We start from the raw sequence: 18,445 nt of genomic DNA on the forward strand, positions 1-18,445 counted from the left end.
TCAATTATCCTGCTCATAAAAACAAAACAATGCCTAATTTACATCACTTTCAGCCTTAACTGAACCGTATTGGCTTAGAAGGATTGAATTTACGTTAACAGTGTTGTTGTTTTTTGAACAGTGACAACAGCAAACACAGAAGTCCCATTACTATCAACGATACTGAAGAAACAGATTCTGGGACAGGCTGAGGGTTTTGCACAGGCTGATAATTGATGAAATTTCCTTGAATTGGGCTGAGTGATTCCAAAAGTTGCTCAATATCGCCAGATATATTAGTGTCATTACCAACACTTTTAGAAGGGATGAGGCGGTTAAACGTTTGGCTACTCGATTCATCAAAATCTCCTATGAACTCAAGAAAATTTTGACCTATTTTACCTATAAGAGAGTCTATCAGATTGTTAACATCAGTCTTGATCCCTAATGAGGATAACTCTAAACTGCTGAGATTATTGACGTTTCCAATTGTTGTATTGTTAGTATTCGCCAACCAATTGCCATTACCAATAATTTTATTTCCACTGGTAAAAACCCAGTTCCCATTACCAATAATTGTGTTATTAGTACCGAAGTCCCAATTGCCGTTTCCAATGGTTGCGTTGTCACTGCCGAAGTGCCAATTACCATTACCTAATGTTGAATTATTACTTCCGTCGTCCCAATACCAGTTGCCATTACCAAGAGTTGTATTACTATTTCCAAATAGCCAGTTGCCATTACCAATGGTTACGTTGTCATTATTAAAGTTCCAGTTACCATTCCCAATGGTTACGCTGTTACTGCCATAATCCGAGTTAAAATTACCAATAGTTGCATTATTACTACCAAGATTCTTATTACCATTACCAATCGGTGCGTTGTCCTTATTAAAGGTTTGGCTACCAGGATTAGATGTATTCCCACCGTTACTAAAGGGTATGTTGTTACCAAGGACTTCTTTCAATGGATCGAAAGGCGATTGTTGAAGCAGACTTCTAGCACCTGCTATAGGATTACTGCTACCTGCAAATGGGTTGGTAGCCCCACTTGGAATTGGATAAACACTGCCTGCAAACGGGTTACTACCTCCTGCCAATGTGTTATCAATACCTTTGAAAAAGTTATCACCTAAAATTGACTTTAATCGATCAAATATTAATTGCTGAAGCCCACTGCCAGCATCGCCTGCAAAGGGGTTGATACCGCTACCTGGAATGGGATTGTTACCGTTACTTAATAACCGATTACTACCACCTATCAACGGGCTGCCTTCAGCAGACAAACTGACATTAGCTGCAAAGGAACCAACGCTGTTAGGGACACCTGCACTTAAGGGATTAACTCCACCATTAAAGGGATTGACAGCAGACTCTTCCATTGGCACTAATTTTCCTATTTTTAGTTAAAAATTTATGGATAATTTACTACTTTTTATACCAATTAAAAATTTACTAAACCCAAAATCTCTCTAAAATAAAGGCTTTAATAATTTTGCTGTCAAACTAACAGAAAATATTGCTTAAATTCCTACCTGTAAAGAGTTTTAGTCCACCAGTACCACCACCTTCTCCATTACCAATACCACTAAATATATTGGTGAGGTCTTCTTTACTGAGAACTCCTTCCAATCGACCGAAGGGTGATTGTGAAATTTAATTGCTCCCACTATTACTTGAATTTTCTGCTATTAGATCAATCCTCGTTATTGGATAAAAATTTCGTTAGTATTGCAACATTAAATAGACAAAGCTTAAGTTTATTTAATGACTTGAACGTTACCAACACTAGTTAGTAGCTACTAGATTACTTAGTTATCTCCACATGTAGATAAGAAATTTTTTATCAATGTTACTTACATCTAAAGTTTATATAATTTAATTTTGAAGGACAATGCAAAATATTTTGATATATTTATCAAACTTGTAGATATTTTTAGATTTCACTTAAAAAATTAACTGAAATGTTTGTATAAAAAATTTAATTTGGGTTAACTATTATATTGCAATGAATAATCTTTTGATAAACTTGCCATTTTTTTAGATATTTAATTAATCTGCCTTGATCCGGGGTTATCTCCCTTCTGTCACTTTCCGGGTATTCTGAATAGGGATATCTCACCTGCATTCTTAAAGCCACGAACTGTTATGCCTGTTATATCTACTGTTTTTCCAATTCTACTTTTTGCAGCATCAAAGTACTCAGCTTTTGCTTCTATTTCTCCCCAACCACGCAAATCGCCGTTATTAATAGCACGATTAATACCAAAGAACTGTTTAACTCCTCTGCCAGCAAATGATCCTGGCATGGATTATTATGAGCAGCGTTACCGAGAGCGAATGGTTAATAACCTCTACAAGAAAGCGATTGCTTTTGGTTTTGAACTTATTCCTCAACCCTCAGCAAATCTGGTTTCTTAGAAGAGGGTTAAACATCGTTCTGTTATTCATGGCTAAAAATTTCATTAAACTTCCCTTGTGCTTGCACTCTACCAGCTTTCATCACAATAATCTGGTCAGCGCGGCGCAATACAGAAGGACGATGAGACACTACAAGACAGGTAGGTGTCCAATTATTTTGATCTGGCTCTGTGCTTTTAACAAATATTTGCGACCACAACGCCAATTCTGTTTCCACATCCAAGGCACTGGATAGATCATCAAACACCAACAATTCCGATTGACGCACAAACATCCGTGCTGCTGCTACCCGTTGTATTTGTCCACCAGAAAGCCGTACACCTTTAGAACCAACCAAAGTTTCTAGTCCTTCATTCATAATCGCTAAATCTTGCTCAAACACAGCCATTTTTAAAGCTGTGGCGATCTCACACCAAAATCACAGTTACATGACACCAAAAAGCAAATTACAACTAGAGTTTTAACCTGCTAGTTAAGAATAGTTTTCAACTACCTTTCAAATATCTTTATGGTTATGTAGGTGCTGAGTCTATCCATAGACGGACTTTGTTTATCCATAGAAGGACTATTTTTGTCTATAAGTACTGGGATTTACCCCAAATTTTTTTCTAAAGGCAGCAGCAAAGTGACTCAGGTGAGAATAGCCAACAGCTTGGGCAACTTGGGCAACAGTCAAGCTTAATACCTCCCCCACCCTCTCACTCAATCTCTGTGCCAACATTCCGTGCCGCTATACAAGTTGCGATGTGCTTCCCCAAACTGCTGGGCAAACCCTTCAACCCTTCTTTGGGCGATTCGTATTTCCCGCTCCTTGTTTGTGGTAGGCATCAAATAACCTCAACTAACTGCCATTGCAAATAACTCATTCCAAATAAAAGGCACAATTAAATATTATCCCGCAGCCAATTTCTAAAAGCTTGAATTGCTTGGCTGCTACCAACAACTTGACTTTGCTGGACATATTGATTTACTAGCTCAATTATCGTAATATCTGGAAAAGTAGGACTAAAATTTGACTCTACATATTTTCCACCTTGCAAGATGTTAATTTGTAAGCCTTGTTTTCCATATCGCCAAAGTTCTGGTACTCTCAAAATTTGGTAATTATCCAATTGCGTGCGAGAAGTTAAATCAATTTCTATGGCTAAGTCTGGGGGTGGGTCTACACTTAAATTTATGCGATTTTTACCAATAACTGCCGCTTGATTTTGAATGTAAAAACAAGTATCCGGTTCTACTCCCTGACTCATTTTTTCACTTTTTAAGGTAGTTGAACCTAAAGCATCATAATTGATACTTAGTTCATTCAGTAAAATTTTGACTATATCGCCAATAATTTCTTTGGCTTTTTCATGTTCGGGTAAGGGAACCATAATTTCTAAAAAACCATGACTATAGGAAATTCTGGCTGCGCGATGTTCTCCTAATTCCGCCAAAATATTTTCAAATTGCTGCCAGCTAACGTCCTCAAGTAACAGTTGCTGTCCCGGTTGAATCCTCAATTGTCTTAACTCTAAAAGCATAAAGATTCATCCAACTCTTTTACTACAATATATCGACCCCGCAACACACTAATTGCCGCATTCATCCCCTGCGGACTCATTTCAAACATCTGCACAAAACGGGCAATTTCCTCAGCCGTAGTTTGCCGCCAGCATTCACTAGGCATCGGATTCAGCAATCAGCACTACAGTGCGTTGTTCATTTTTAAACGCACGTCCCAAAGGCCCCAGTTTGATGTAATTGTCTAAATTCTCGACTTTGGAATTGCTAGCTTCCCCTATGCGAGCAAGTTGAGCATCGTGCAAACGACCAACAGCGTCGTAAGTGTAGAGTCTATCCCTGGCTCTAGTTGTAGACTTAATATACCAAGTTTCGTAGGGTAAACCCAACTCGTAAGCTACCGCCTGCGCTAAAGTGGTTTTACCGCATCCCGGTTCACCTTTGAGCAATAGGGGACGTTTTTCTAAGAAAATGGCAAGATTAACAGCTCCGATGAGTTCGGGTGATGGTAAGTAAGGAGAAAGCCCAGATTTTTGGCACTCCTGGGATGAAATTGGCTTGCCTGCATAATATTGCTTAGGAACGTGGATTTAATAAGATCCAGAAATTGAGGATGCAATGATAGGCTGAAGTTATCTATAGGTATCCTGTGTGTAATATGAATTCCTACTCATCCGAAGTCGAAGCAAAAATGCAACGTCTTTACCAGTCCTTGTCAGAGAAAGATCGTCGTCGTTATGCAGCGATTGAAGCTCTAAAACTGGGATGGGGGGGAATTAACTACATCAGTCAACTATTTGGGTGTGATGACGACACCATTCGGTTTGGGTTGAAGGAACTGGAAGATGAAACAGCGATGAACATGAGTGAGATTCGTCGCAGTGGAGGAGGACGCAAGTCTAAGGTTGAAACTATCGAGGGTCTAGATGCAGCATTTCTAAAAGTAGTTGCTGAATATACGGCAGGCTCACCAATGGATGAAACAGTGAAATGGACTAACCTAACTCGACAAGAAATCGCTCTGCTTTTGACTGCGGAGGGAATCAGTGTTAGTGTCACCGTCGTAGACCAACTGCTTGAACGTTACCACTACCGTAAACGCAAAGCCCAGAAACGGCTGGCAACAGGGGAACATCCACAGCGCAATGAACAGTTTGAAAACATTGAACACATATCATTGTGTCTTATCAGGCCGCAGGCAATCCGGTTTTGAGCATGGATACAAAAAAAAAGAATTGATTGGAAAGTTGTATCGTCCGGGACGAATGTATACAACTGAAGAGATTGAGGTATTCGACCATGATTGGAAATCTCTGGCAGATGGAGTGGCTATTCCACATGGCTTGTATGACCTGACACAAAACGTTGGTTACATCCAGATTGGTACTAGCCATGATACGGGTGAATTTGCCTGTGATTCCATTCGCTATTGGTGGCAAAACTATGGCGCGGTGCATTATCGGTCGGCGAGTTCGATTCTCCTGATGTGTGACGGTGGTGGCAGCAATAGTTCCCGACAATATTTGTTCAAACAAGATTTGCAAGCCTTGGTCAACGAACTCGGTATTGAAATCCGCATTGCTCACTATCCCCCTTACACTTCCAAATACAACCCTATTGAGCATCGGCTGTTTCCACATCTGACCCGTGTTTGTCAGGGCGTGATTTTCGATTCGGTCGAAATGGTTAAAAACTTGATGGCAAATGCCAAGACCCAAACTGGTCTGAAGGTGTTTACAACTATCTTGACTCAGGTATATAAAACAGGTCGCAAAGTCACAGGGGATTTCAAGCAAACGATGAAAATTGTGTTTGATGATTATTTGCCCCAATGGAATTATACTGCCAAGCCACAGGTGTGATAATTCTGGATCTTATTTAATCCATATTCCTTACCATTGGCGGTGAGTACACTTGCTAAATCAACCATTTCGCCAAGCCTCCTTCCCAACTCAAATCAAAGTGCGTGCAAATTTCTTCATAGACAAATTGAGGAATGCCGTTATCGGACTTTTCCCATAATCGCTGATAAGTTAAATCAGCAGGGATCTGCAAATCACGAAAGACTTTCATATCCCTTAACCAATCTTTTAAGATATCGGGTGGAAACAGACTAAGGGGTGGCAAGTAGAGGGGAATTCGGGGATATTCCGGTTCATCAAATTCCTTTGCTAGCATGACTTGTGATTTACAAACACTACCACCGCTATGGTGAATACCAACCACCTGAAAATCATCATCGAAAACAGGCGACCCCGATGAACCTGGTTCTGTACTAGTAGTATATTGCAATACTTTATTATCGGTGTAAGCAACAAAGTTATTCTGTATGGAAATTTTCTTCAAATGACCGCCAGGATGTTGAATAATTGCCACGCGGTCATCTCGCCGCATTAATTTACTTACGATAAAGTCTTTATCTTCATCCCCAGTGTAAGGCTGAATATAGTTGAGGAAGACAGCGAGGGCTTCTTTATCGTAAGCAACTCGTCCAAATTGAGCTAAAAATCGCACCACTTCCACAGAAACACCCATTGGCGCACCATCCAAATCTAACCGCGCCAGGATAATATCTGCTTGGGCTACACCTTGTAATGCACCTGCGACTAAACGACGGCGATCGCGCACGTTAGCAAAGTCGGGTAAATTCTGTACGATGCGGGTAAGGCACTGGAAGTCAGGTGTGGATAGCTGTACGGTCACGGTTACTGTATCCTATGAAACTGATGTTTATCTGGGTTAACCTGCAATCTCCCATCTATATTGCTGGCTGGAAAGCGCTTGACTCGGAAATTCCCGTGGGTTTCTAGAAGTTGAGTGATCGCTTCTGCGTCAGATGCCGGGGTAGTAAGATGCTTGTAGTTACCTGTTGCTGAATTTTTAAGGAAAGGATACTTGTTGATACCTACTACCAAAGCATCTCGGCTCATGTGAACAATGTGAAAATAAGTTTTTGACTAAATGTATAGATTACAACCATCAGATCATAATCGACAAATGATAAGTTATACTCATATTGTTTTGTGACTTTCTTAAAGATCAATAAAAAGTTAGAGCTAAAAAAGCTACTTAAAGTATATTTATTTTGTGGATTCTCAAAAAACAGAAATATGAATAATTTTCATTTGTATGTATAATTAATAAATTTTAACAAAAAATCAGCTTGCAGCACAAACAACTAATTATGAAGCCATTCCTATTTGTAACTGATTTAGACCATACACTTGTGGGTGATGATCGCGCATTAGAGGAACTCAATGGTGAGTTAGATAGGCATCGAAAAACCTATGGAACAAAGATAGTTTACGCAACAGGGCGTTCGTTAACGTTATATGAGCAGTTAGCAACAGAAAAAGCCCTGTTAAACCCCGATGCTTTAATTACTTCTGTAGGAACTGAAATATACTTCAACTCTAATTATGAGACTTCTGACACAGAATGGTCTAAAAAGTTATCAGTAGGTTGGAATCGTGATTTAATCGCAGAAACAGCTAGGAAGTTTGCGGAACTGATACCTCAGCAAACATCTGAACAGCGTCCTTTTAAAGTTAGCTACCTTCTTAAAGAAGAAGCCGCAACAGAAATCTTGCCACAACTTAAGTATTCACTCGAAAATCTAAATATAAAATTCAATTTAATCTATAGTGGTGGTAAAGACCTCGATATATTACCTTTTGATGCTGATAAAGGTTTAGCTGTTAAGTATCTACAACATAAATGGAAACTTGATGCTGAAAAAACTGTTGTTTGTGGCGACTCAGGTAATGATATTGCTTTATTTAGTGTGGGAGAAGAACGGGGCATTATTGTAGGAAATGCACGTCCTGAATTACGTAAATGGTATGAACTAAACAAAGCTGATTATCATTATCTTGCAACATTATTCTACGCAAAGGGTATTTTAGAAGGTCTACGTCACCATAGTTTTATTTAATATTTAATTAAAAAATTTTGTATAATTAAATTTTTAATTATGATTCAGCTATAGCACCTAAAGCTATAAGAGTCGTCAGTTGAGCTTCATTTAAACCTTTAACACCAGAAATTTTCATACCTTCATAAGGTTTACTATCTGGTTCTAATGTATCTATACATTCACCTGCCCATGTATCCCATATCTTGATAGTTTGATCTTGGCTACTACTCACTAGGATACCGCCTTTCGGACAAAAGCGAATAGATTCAATAGCTCCTCTATGTCCCCTTAGAATATGAATACACTTTTTAGTCTTAATACTCCATAGACGAATTGTTTTATCATGTCCACTACTGGCTAAACCTATACCACCAGGATGAAACGCCACACAAAGTATTCTATCTTCATGTTCTTCAAAAGAATAGATACATTCTTGCTTTTTGATATCCCATAGTTTCAATTTATTATCAAAACCTCCACTGACTAAAGTATTACCATCTGGACTAAAAGCAATTGAATGTACTTGATTATCATGCGTTCCCAAAATCTTGACTTCATCGGTATGTAAGTTCCACAGACGGATAGTTTTATCGCGGCTACTACTAGCGATAAAATTGCCATTTGGACTAAAAGCTAATGACAAAATTCGACGAGTATGTTCATTTCGAGGCCATCCATCAAGAGTCTCACCTAGTATTTTGTTGGAATATTTAGACTTACTTAAATCCCATAAAATTACTTTACGGTCGTTACCACCACTAACTAATTTTTTGCCATCTGGACTAAAAGCGACTACTCGAACTCTATCTGTATGTTCTCTCAAAACATCTTTATATATATATTGTCCATTTTTAAGTTGCCAAAGACGTATAGTATTATCCTCACTACCACTAGCAATCATTTCTCCATCTGGGCTAAAAACTACTGACCAAACCCAATCCGTATGCTTGAGTAGTTTTTGAATATACTGTTTATTTTGAATATCCCATATACGTATTCTGTTATCTTCACTACCAATTACAAGTTTTTTACCACATGGGCTAAATGCAACAGACCAAATTCGATTGGTATATCCTTGTATAGTTTTTTGACGTTTCCCTGTATTAACATCCCAAATTTTTATTGTATGGTCATCTCCACCGCTAACCAGTAGATTAGATTGTTTATCTTGAGGACAGAAAGAAACTGCACGTAACTGATTTTTATGTGCACCTAATTTTCGGAAGCATTCACCATTCTCAATATTCCACAAACGTATATTATGATGTTCATCAATGCCACTGGGATTTTCGTCACTACTACCACTGGCAAGAATTTTACCGTCCTTACTAAAAGCAAGTGTCCATACCTGCTTTATTTCAGACTTATTGAGAGTTGTAAAAGATTTTTCAGAATTTATTTTCCATAACTTAATAGTTCCATCCTCACTTCCACTAGCAACAGTAGTACTATCATGATTAAAAACTACACAACGTACTGTTTTAGTATGTTCCCTCCATGTATATAAAGGTGCAGGATGTGTAACATTTTTTATATCCCATAATATTACAGTTCCATCTTGACAAGCACTAGCTAAAATATCGTGTTTATTAATTGCAATAGAACTTACTTGGTTAAGTATTGATATTTCCTGATGAAGATTGCCAGAACTAGCATTCCATATAGCAATACGTTCATCGCCTGCACTTACTAGAATTTTGCCATCTTGAGTAAAAGCAACTGAATAAACACATTGATTATCCTTAATTTCCTTAATTTTCTCTCCTGTCGTAACATTCCACAATCTTATAGTTTTATCTTCTCCAGCGCTGGCTAGAATAGTTCCATCAGGGCTAAAAGCTATTGACCAAATTTGGCTATTGCTTTGTTCATCACTGAATAAACGAACTTGCTTGTAAATCTTAGTTTGCCACAATCGAATATTACCATTAGTTTCTGCTGTAGCGAAATACTCTCCATTATAGCTGAATGCTATTGAATCAATACAACCTAAATTTTCAGCAAAATTTGCATGAGATAAGTCAGAATTACTAATATCAACTCCCTGTAAATCCTTATCATGCAAGTCAACATACCCAAGAGGAATATTAGAGAAATTAGTATTTTTTAAGTTTACATCTAATTGCAAAAGTAGATTGATAATATTTCCACCTATGTTGCCTTTGATTGGATGTTTTTGCCGCCAACTTGAAAGCATTAAGTTTAGGCGTTCTTGTATTGGGTATTGACCAACCATTTTATCTTGGTGTAACAGTCTGTCTATAATTGGCTGAATAATACGACGTTTTTGGATATCTTTAATATAGTCTTTTGCTTGGGCATCTAGAAGAGGATAATCATTAATTAATTGCGAATTTTGATTACAAATATCATCAACGACTTCATTAACAATTCTTTCAGTTACATAATCCATAACCATCGGTACTTGAGTATAACCGTAAGCAGTCTCTTTAATCAAAGAAAGATTTTTTAATTTCTCTATAGAAATATTCTTGCTAGATATTGCTGAATTAACCTCTGCTGATGTGATAGGTTCACTTTTTATTGCTAGTAAATACATTACCTTCTTCTCATCACGATTAAGCCCAATAAATTGTTTATTTAAAAGTTCATGAATCTCTTCAAAAGCATTAATATGGCTACCATATTTACAATAATATTCAACAAAATTTGATATATCACCATCATATTCGCTCAATATCCATCGAGCTGCAATTTCTAAGACACCAGGATTTCCTCCATAGTAATTTACAAAATATTCCCAATCATCTTCAGACCCTGGTTGCGTATGTAAGCCATATAAATTAATTTGTATATCTTCACAATTTAAGCCTTTAACTTTGAACTGATAAGAATTTTTTTTAACTTTTGGTTCTTCTAGATTTTGAGGAGATTCATGACAAGTTATTAATATACTACTTTTGTGCTGCTGTAGTGCTGTTTGTTCCAAAAATCGTCCAAATTGCTGCCAGCCTTCTTTATAGACTTTTCCAAGATCATCTCCGTCTAAAATCTCAGTTAAATCATCCAATACAAGCAAACATTTATTATCTTTTAGATAATTAATCAAGCATTGAACTCTATCAGTAGAAGATAAAGTAAAATTTTCTGAGTTAACTGAGAAAAAATTCAGTAGGTCATTTAATATATCTTCAAAAGAAGAAGCAGTCCGAAGATTTTTCCAGATAACATATTGAAATTCATTCTTCACCCTTTCAGTTAATTTAGCTGCCAAACAAGTTTTTCCAATTCCTGTCATGCCAACTAGTCTAACCAAACGGTATTTTCTTATGAGAATTAAATGCTGAATTTCTTCTAATTCCTCTGTGCGCCCAAAAAAATTAATATCAAATATATTGTCTGCTTCCTGTAAATATTCTCTACAGATGTTTAAGTCTATTGATGATGACTGGGATACAGGCTTATTGTCACTTTTTAGTTGTAGTTGTGATTTTTGTCTACTTCTTCCTTCTATTAGCTTGATAGGTTCGCCGTGATTGCTAATCAGTGGAGATTGGGGAATTTTTGTTTTGTAATAGTAAACTTGTAAATCTTGCTGCACCGAAACTGCTAGTTTTTGGTTAGTTATCCACTCGTACTCTGGAACTTTCTGAGGGTCAAGTCCTTGCAAAAGCACTCCTGTAAGAACACCATGTTTACCATCTAACTGCTGATAGGCAACTTCATAATCGCGGGATGCAGCAATAAAAAAACGGTCAGATCCTGAACCTTGTCTTCCCATTTCTGTATCTTTGAAATTCAGCAATTCTCCACTAAAACAGCAATCTAACCAGATGACTTGTTGCTGCACTTTACTCTCCTGTAATATTCTTCGCAGTGTTTGAAGCGACATACCCCATAAGTGTTTACTTGGACTTGCGTCACTGGTTGCCAAAAAACTTTCTGTTAAACTATTTAACTGCTTTCGTAGCCCGTGTCCTGCAAAGAATAACAATGCTGTTTCTGGAGGTTTCCCACTTTTTGGGAGAAATAAATTGGCTATTGCTTCTTCTAATTCTTCTGCTTTCAGGAGTTTATCTGGGTCAACTTGAACTTTCCCATTAATATTTCTGGCTGGCAAACGTGTGACGCGAAAATCGCCATAAGTCTCCAAAAGTCGAGCGATCGCTTCAGCATCTGTTCCAGGAGTAGTCAGATTTTTGGCTTGACTAGCTGGTGTATCCTTGAGAAGAGGATATTGATTTATACCAATTATTAGTGCATCTCGCGTCATAATAGATAATTTTACTACTGTGTTATTAAGTGGAAGTACAACTTAATGAATTCTTCCGTTACCAAAACTCTACTAGCTCTGTTACTGGCGCTGAAAGAACTGGAAATTCCTTTGAGTAAAGATGAACAAGGACTTCTGCAAAATGTAGGACAGCAACTAGCTCTCGCTAGTGATGACTGGGAGTTTATTGAAATTGAAGCAGAATTAACTGCCATAATTCAGGCAAATTTAGCCTTAAATCATATTTATCAGTCTAACAAAGTCAAATTAGACGCTTTAGACGGCCGAATCCCTAGAGAATTGTTACCAAGCCTAGCTTACTTAGAGAAAGAACTATTCGGAGAGACAAAAGAAATTATTACCTTTGACGGTCAAACCAAAGGTGAACCCAACAATCAACCAAACCTGGTAATTAGCCTTACCAGTTCCATCCTGCGTCTTTCCAACCAAGACCACACTGTTAAGCAGCTACCTTTTATACAAGAAATCTCTGACTATGTAGAAAACTATCGTTACTTTAATACTTACTTTGCAAATATTGATGCTCGCATAACTGTTCCACCCAGCGAACCCTTAATTCACGAACAGACTTATTTATTGCTTGTAGACATCAGCCCAGAACGAAAAGGAATAGAGAATGAGCCGACTCCATTTCCAGATCAAGCCTTGGCTCAGGTGTGGAATGACTCGGAATCCCTACCTCTAGATTTAGTGGTGGCTTCTAAGGACTTTAACATTGATGCAACAGTCAAAAAGCTAACCTTACCCCGCAGTGGTGCATCAGATATTGTACAGTTCACCGTTAAACCTAACTTATTTGAAGGTCGAGGCTACATTCAGGTGGACTTGTTATATCGCGGATATCTGCTCCAGTCAAAGCAACTTACAGTCCTCATCATCCCCGTAGCAGGGGCAGAAATCCCAGAATCACTACGCCCACCTCAAACCGCTAGCATTACCTTTACTACCACTGACTTGCTGACTCATGACAAGCTAGCACTGCTACCTGAGCGATTCTTAACTGTAGATGTACAGATTGATACACGAGATGGTAGCACTGACCTACGCTTTCTGGACAGAACACACGGAAATCAAGAATTAGTATCTTATAGTACAAATTTACAATCTGGGTTAGGAAATGCGATCGCCAGAGTGCGGCAAAAATTGCACTCAATGGCGGCGACAAAAGAGGGTTATCAGTTTAAAACCCAAGGCGATATGAAGTTGCTGAATACCTGGCTACCTCAGCTAGCTGATGCTGGACGATATTTATATCGCTCATTACTCCCCGAAAACAAAGGTCGAACGTTAGGTGAAGACAATGGCGAAAAATTACGCGCCGCCTTGAAACCCGATAGTGTCATCCAAGTTAACCCGATTAACCCAATTTTAGGATTGGGAAAGGCAACAATCCCTTGGGCGTTGCTGTATGAGCGTAAGGTAATGACCAGTAAAGAAGTTCATGTCTGCGAAGATTTTCTCCATCACGACATCGACTGTACTGACTGTCCTTTTAAGGATAATTACAAAGTTGTTTGTCCCCATGCTTTTTGGGGCTACCGCTATGCTATTGAGCAACTTCCAGCTTGGACAAGTGGCGAACTTTCTCAAACGCCTACCCTTGTATGGCAAATTGCCAATAATCAACCTTTGTATATCAATTTCAACGTCTGGCGGGATTTTAGGTTTTGGAAAAACCACCTGCCTAAAATTGAACAACTTGGTTACGTGAAAATGCTAGTAGCTGAAGAAATCATGGAACTGGAGAATATTTGGGCAACTTACAGTTCTGATTTAGATATTGTGTACTTTTATTGTCACGGCGGTATAGATGAAACTGAACAACTGCCTTACTTGCAACTGAGCGATGACAAAATTTCCAGTAATTTTCTCGAAGCCTGCGAGGTAAATTGGCAGCATCGCCCTTTAGTCTTACTCAACGGCTGCGCTACTGGGGATTATGGGCCGGAGAGTTACATCAGCTTAATTGATGACTTTCGCTCGGCCGGTGCTAGTGGCGTAATTGGTACGGAATGCCCCGTACCAGAATTATTTGCAGAACTCTATGCCATTACTCTGCTGAAGCGAGTATTTCGCGGAGAACCTTTAGGACAAGCTATGCTGACAGTGCGTCGAGAAATGCTTCAGCAAAACCTCAATCCTTTGGGTTTAGTGTATTCATTGTATGCTCCTTATGAGATTGCTTTAGCTCGTGCGATCGCCCATAATTAACTGCTTGACCTACTCATGAAACGCTGGATTACTGCTGCACTCCTGATTTTGCTCATTTGCCCTGCTCCTGCTATTGCTCAAACTAATGTCAAAATTGAAGTTGATGCCAAAGACAAGCCTTTGGAAATTAAAGGTTGGCTTAGGGAAGAGAATGCCTTAATTAGCAACATTCGGTTAACAGCTTTTGGAGGGAATATAACAGCTTGGACATTCCTACCCTCAGACTTGAAGCGAACCGAAGGAGATGAGGTAATTGGTCGTCAGCAGGTAGAGTTAATCGGGGAACGCAAGCTAGAAGCGGGTTTACCAAAAGATTTTCAGTTGAAGCTGAATGGTGTAAAGCTACCAGGAACTTATCAAGGACAGATTGAAATACTTTTACCTAGTCAAAAGCGCTCTGAGGCTTTGGTGATTCCTTTAACAGTGAAAGCAAAAGCTAGACCTGCATTAGTACCTGTAAAAGATTCAGAACAAGTTCAGTTGCAATTAGTCCGATGCAGTTGGGATTGTGGTTTAGCTGATCTATTACTTCCCGCCAGCGCTTTCCAAGATCAACGGCTAATTTATTTAGATAACCCCAATCAAGCAACTGTGCTTCTTACCAGTGCTGAAGTAATTTTACAAGGGAAACAAACTAACTATCAAATTACTAAAACCGAGGTACAATCCCCGCTAAGTCCCCAAACTTTAGCTGCTAATAAAATTATTAGCTTACCTTTGAACTGGAAGCGATCGCAAATTCCCCCTGACCAATATACGGGGACAGTCTACTTGACAATGGAAGGTCGAGAGGGGAGACTGTCGATTCCAGTGGATTTAAGTATGCGTACTGGCCCAGCGATGCCAATTTTTGTTTTATTGGTGGGTATCATTCTAGGCAGATTGTTCAAATATATGCAAGAGAAGGGGATTCCCCAATCGGATGCTTTAGCGGAAGTCTACGAAGTAGAGAACATGATTGCTCAAGTTGACCAACAAGACCAAGAAATTCTGAGTCCGATGGTCAACAAAGTTAGGAATTCTGTTTCTCAGATGGATTTAGAAACAGTGAACGCAGATTTAGCTAAGATTAAAGAGCGTCTTAACTGCTTAACTAGCCTCCGAAAAATCGAACAGCAGTTAAAAGGTATGGAACAAGACCCTGATGTGGGTGGTGAAAACGGGCTATTAGCCAAAATTGGTAAAGCTCGAAACTGGATTAAATTTGAGAACGATGATAAAGCTAAAGAATTGCTGCAACAAATACAGGAGAGTCTTCTCCAACTCAGCAAGGTCATGATGGGAGCAGATCAACAACCCGATCCTAGTTTGACAGCAGCTGCAAATGAAGCGGCTGCGGCTATATTGGCTGCTGCTGGGCAGAAAACTAAATCAGACAGGTTTGCGTGGTTGCGCCAACTTTTGATAGCGATCGCAGGAGTATCTAATGAGTTGCGAGCAGAAACAACACTTTGGATTGTGCGGCCCCTGTTATCTTTAACGTTGTTAGTAGGATTATCGTTAGTAGGGATACGCGCTTTATATGTAGAAAAGGGGATGACTTTTGGTGCTGACCCCTTTTCTAATTATTTAGAATTGATACTTTGGGGATTGAGTGCAGATGTCGCTAGTCGTAGCTTGAGTAATTTGGCAGGGGGAGAGATTCAGGACAAGTAATTTAACTTGTTATTGAAACGAAATCAATCCATTTTAAGTAACCACCCAATTTCCTGTAATACTATAATTAGTACCAGGTTGACCCTGTACCATAAGTTTAAAATACTTATTTTGATTTACTCTATAGATTAGATTTTCAGAACTGTTAGATGAAACTGTAATCTTTCTAACGTAGTCCCCCCAATTACCCTGTCCTGTTGTTGATTGATACAAGAAGAAAGTAGCATTCCCTCTTTGGACAGTAATCATAGCTTCTACCTTAGTAAGTGGGCTTGTTTTATAAACTTCTCTTGATAAAGTTGTTATAGGTATAGGTTGTAAGGTATCATCATTTATTGATCTCCACATTATACTGGGTAATCGATTTTCAAATGCAAATTTGAGTTTACTTCCTGGATTTATATTGTCTAGAAGAAGGGAGTCTACAAAAATTTCTAAAGGTTGAATTATATCTTCTATATTTTCCGCTTCCGTAGAAATGCTAGGTTCAGAATTTAAAACTGGCCGATTGTCAGCTTCGGGTATCAAACTGTCAACTGTATCTGATTCTAAGATTTCATCTGTGGATATATTTAAGGATATAAATAAATTTTTAGTCCGTTCCTCTATTTCATTTTTGCTACTACCATAAGCTTTAACAAAAACCTTATAGCCTTGATTATTATCATATATGGCAGTACTCTCATAACGAGTAATAGGCTTTGAAAATTCTAATTTTTTAAGCTCGGACACCTTGCTTTTCCTCCTGATATTTTTAGTCTATTAATAAACCGGATATGATATTAATTGGCACAACGTATTCCTGTATCTGGATTATGAAAGGAGCTAGGAGTCTCCAAACGTTGAGTTACTCGATCAATTTGTGACATCCATCCTCCTCCCCTAGTAATTAGAGAAAAGTTTGATGGAATAGGCTGTTTTGAATCTTTCCAAACCAATGCCAAATTGTAGTTTTTATAGGATGGCTGATAATAGGATGCAGTCCATTCCCAAACATTACCAATTAAGTTATAAACTTCTCCTTCATTAGTTCTCCCTTGTTTATAAGCATTTATAACTTCAATACCTTTTTTAGATTTTCCAGAAATATTAGCAAAATTAGCTACTGGAGTTTTGTCACCCCATGGCCATGGTTCTCCTTTAGAACCGCGTGTAGCCCTTTCCCATTCAAGTTCTGTAGGTAATCGCATACCTAGCCACTCACAGTAAGTAGCTGCATGAAAAGCCGTCACTTCTACTACTGGATATTGATCAAATTTGTGATCATTTAATTGACTGGGATTAACTGGTTTATCACAATGTCCAGCTTGTACGCAAAAGCGATAAAGATGATTAGAAACCTCAAACTTTTGGATTTGAAAATCTGAAAGATGAAAAAAGCTTTTGGGTTTTTCGTTACTATAAGCATTGGAATCGTCTGTGCCGATAATAGCGTCGCCACCAGAAATAGATACCATCTCAGTTTGCCTAATCGCAATCTGCCGCAATCCTTCTCGGTAGACGAATGAGCCAATAGTAGCCATAGCGATCGCACCGAGTACAAAAGCCAGCCATTGCCAACCGCGTCGTGCTTGTTTCTCTCGTTGTAATTCTCGCTGTTGTGCAAGTCGCTCTCGTTCTAATTCTTCCTTTTCTAGCCGATCCAGTTCGGCAGCAATGCGATCGCGCTCTTTCTGACTAGACTCTATTAACTCACGACTCAAACCTGACGGTGGTACAATATCAACTTGCTCTTGCAAAAACTTCTCGGCTTCTGCCAATCTCAACCCCGTGAGCAAGTAATCAACAGACTTACCTTTATCTGCCCATTCTTCGGCTGCCGCCTGAATTCTGCGCTCAGTTCTAATAGCCTCCCGATTATTATCCAGCAACTCCTGCAACCTTGACCAATGGCGAATCAAAGCTTCATGGGACACATCCACTACCGCCACTTTCTCCTCACCTCTGCGTTGTTCGCTAGTGACGATTAACTTCGCTAGTGCCAGCTTTTGAATTACTCTCTCTACCAACGGTTCAGATTTACCCAAAGAAATTAAATCTCGTTGCGGAACTTGCTTGCGTGTGTCTGGTGTACCTTCCCCTAACTGAGTCAAATTAATAAAAATCAAGTCCGTTACCCGTTGTTCTTCAGCCGAAAGTTCCTTGTAAGTTTGTTCTGCCAAATTTTCTAGGGTTTTTCGGACTCCGCCTAACTGGTGATAACTATCTAGCTTCAACCAATTCAGTTTCTGTCGTTGCCAAAGCTGCTCTAAAGTATATGACAACAGAGGCAGCATTCCCGGTTCAGCTTCTTGTGTGGGTTGTCCTACCTCAACTCCCAAGTCTTGGAGAATAGCATTAATTAAATTTTCTTCTACCTTCCGTCCTAGTTTCGCTGCCGGTTCTCGGATTGCTTGCTGCAACTCTTTTAAAGACATGGGAGTTACCATCACCAGATTAGTTTGAATCAAATCAGTTAGCTCATGATATAGCGGTTATTAGTCTAGTTCAGTACACTAGGAGACA

Annotated in this window: 19 protein-coding genes and 1 pseudogene; 5 read left to right on the forward strand and 15 right to left on the reverse strand. The window is 38.9% G+C overall.

The window, feature by feature from the left end:
- Positions 1–94: 94 nt before the first annotated feature.
- The 9 genes from RRG12_RS10195 to RRG12_RS10235 form a co-directional block, all read right to left on the reverse strand.
- Positions 95–1,360, reverse strand: coding sequence for a hypothetical protein (locus RRG12_RS10195; RefSeq protein ID WP_420759182.1), 1,266 nt, complete (start codon positions 1,358–1,360; stop codon positions 95–97).
- Between the two features lie 124 nt (positions 1,361–1,484).
- A complete protein-coding gene (locus RRG12_RS10200; protein WP_420759183.1) occupies positions 1,485–1,610 on the reverse strand; it encodes a hypothetical protein in 126 nt (41 codons plus the stop codon).
- Positions 1,611–2,065: 455 nt separating this feature from the next.
- A complete protein-coding gene (locus RRG12_RS10205) occupies positions 2,066–2,287 on the reverse strand; it encodes a hypothetical protein (protein WP_420759184.1) in 222 nt (73 codons plus the stop codon).
- Positions 2,288–2,421: 134 nt separating this feature from the next.
- Positions 2,422–2,787 carry a hypothetical protein gene (locus tag RRG12_RS10210; protein WP_420759185.1) on the reverse strand — a complete coding sequence of 122 codons (366 nt, stop codon included), beginning with the start codon at positions 2,785–2,787 and terminating at the stop codon, positions 2,422–2,424.
- Between the two features lie 177 nt (positions 2,788–2,964).
- Positions 2,965–3,093 (reverse strand): helix-turn-helix domain-containing protein, encoded by a 129-nt coding sequence (locus RRG12_RS10215; protein WP_420759186.1) that lies wholly within the window; start codon positions 3,091–3,093, stop codon positions 2,965–2,967.
- Between the two features lie 8 nt (positions 3,094–3,101).
- Positions 3,102–3,227, reverse strand: coding sequence for a hypothetical protein (locus RRG12_RS10220; protein ID WP_420759187.1), 126 nt, complete (start codon positions 3,225–3,227; stop codon positions 3,102–3,104).
- Positions 3,228–3,283: 56 nt separating this feature from the next.
- Entirely contained in the window at positions 3,284–3,922 is a 639-nt protein-coding gene (locus tag RRG12_RS10225) for a Uma2 family endonuclease (RefSeq protein WP_420759188.1), read from the reverse strand.
- Complete coding sequence (locus RRG12_RS10230; RefSeq protein WP_420759189.1) at positions 3,913–4,068, reverse strand: hypothetical protein; 156 nt, start codon at positions 4,066–4,068, stop codon at positions 3,913–3,915. The genes RRG12_RS10225 and RRG12_RS10230 overlap by 10 nt, the downstream gene beginning before the upstream one ends.
- Positions 4,061–4,351 (reverse strand): AAA family ATPase, encoded by a 291-nt coding sequence (locus RRG12_RS10235; protein ID WP_420759190.1) that lies wholly within the window; start codon positions 4,349–4,351, stop codon positions 4,061–4,063. Before RRG12_RS10235 ends, RRG12_RS10230 begins: the two co-directional genes overlap by 8 nt.
- Positions 4,352–4,560: 209 nt before the next feature.
- Between RRG12_RS10235 and RRG12_RS10240 the strand changes: the two genes are divergently transcribed.
- Both RRG12_RS10240 and RRG12_RS10245 read left to right on the forward strand, forming a co-directional pair.
- The gene (locus tag RRG12_RS10240) at positions 4,561–5,115 is read left to right on the forward strand and encodes an ISAzo13-like element transposase-related protein (RefSeq protein WP_218107992.1); all 555 of its coding nucleotides are present in this window, start codon (positions 4,561–4,563) and stop codon (positions 5,113–5,115) included.
- Positions 5,116–5,137: 22 nt separating this feature from the next.
- Positions 5,138–5,764 (forward strand): ISAzo13 family transposase, encoded by a 627-nt coding sequence (locus RRG12_RS10245; protein WP_218107993.1) that lies wholly within the window; start codon positions 5,138–5,140, stop codon positions 5,762–5,764.
- A gap of 55 nt (positions 5,765–5,819) precedes the next feature.
- Here RRG12_RS10245 and RRG12_RS10250 read toward each other — a convergent pair whose 3' ends face one another.
- Both RRG12_RS10250 and RRG12_RS10255 read right to left on the reverse strand, forming a co-directional pair.
- On the reverse strand, positions 5,820–6,605 hold the full coding sequence (locus RRG12_RS10250; RefSeq protein ID WP_420759191.1) for a trypsin-like peptidase domain-containing protein: 786 nt from the start codon (positions 6,603–6,605) through the stop codon (positions 5,820–5,822).
- Between the two features lie 2 nt (positions 6,606–6,607).
- The gene (locus RRG12_RS10255; RefSeq protein ID WP_420759192.1) at positions 6,608–6,832 is read right to left on the reverse strand and encodes a hypothetical protein; all 225 of its coding nucleotides are present in this window, start codon (positions 6,830–6,832) and stop codon (positions 6,608–6,610) included.
- A gap of 254 nt (positions 6,833–7,086) precedes the next feature.
- Between RRG12_RS10255 and RRG12_RS10260 the strand changes: the two genes are divergently transcribed.
- On the forward strand, positions 7,087–7,836 hold the full coding sequence (locus RRG12_RS10260) for a sucrose-phosphate phosphatase (RefSeq protein WP_420759193.1): 750 nt from the start codon (positions 7,087–7,089) through the stop codon (positions 7,834–7,836).
- 37 nt (positions 7,837–7,873) lie between these two features.
- On the opposite strand, the gene RRG12_RS10265 is transcribed toward RRG12_RS10260, so the two are convergent.
- A complete protein-coding gene (locus RRG12_RS10265; protein WP_420759194.1) occupies positions 7,874–12,052 on the reverse strand; it encodes a caspase family protein in 4,179 nt (1,392 codons plus the stop codon).
- Positions 12,053–12,097: 45 nt separating this feature from the next.
- Between RRG12_RS10265 and RRG12_RS10270 the strand changes: the two genes are divergently transcribed.
- Together RRG12_RS10270 and RRG12_RS10275 are read left to right on the forward strand one after the other, a co-directional pair.
- Positions 12,098–14,284, forward strand: coding sequence for a CHAT domain-containing protein (locus RRG12_RS10270; protein WP_420759195.1), 2,187 nt, complete (start codon positions 12,098–12,100; stop codon positions 14,282–14,284).
- A gap of 15 nt (positions 14,285–14,299) precedes the next feature.
- A complete protein-coding gene (locus RRG12_RS10275; RefSeq protein ID WP_420759196.1) occupies positions 14,300–15,940 on the forward strand; it encodes a hypothetical protein in 1,641 nt (546 codons plus the stop codon).
- Positions 15,941–15,973: 33 nt separating this feature from the next.
- Here the strand turns inward: RRG12_RS10275 and RRG12_RS10280 are convergent, their stop codons facing one another.
- The 3 genes and pseudogenes from RRG12_RS10280 to RRG12_RS10290 all read right to left on the reverse strand — a co-directional run.
- Entirely contained in the window at positions 15,974–16,672 is a 699-nt protein-coding gene (locus RRG12_RS10280) for a hypothetical protein (RefSeq protein ID WP_420759197.1), read from the reverse strand.
- Between the two features lie 50 nt (positions 16,673–16,722).
- The gene (locus RRG12_RS10285; RefSeq protein WP_420759224.1) at positions 16,723–17,463 is read right to left on the reverse strand and encodes a formylglycine-generating enzyme family protein; all 741 of its coding nucleotides are present in this window, start codon (positions 17,461–17,463) and stop codon (positions 16,723–16,725) included.
- A 276-nt stretch (positions 17,464–17,739) separates the two neighbouring features.
- A pseudogene (locus tag RRG12_RS10290) lies at positions 17,740–18,396 on the reverse strand (hypothetical protein); the annotation flags it as partial.
- Positions 18,397–18,445: the final 49 nt, after the last annotated feature.

The organism is Nostoc sp. CALU 546, from assembly GCF_048836525.1.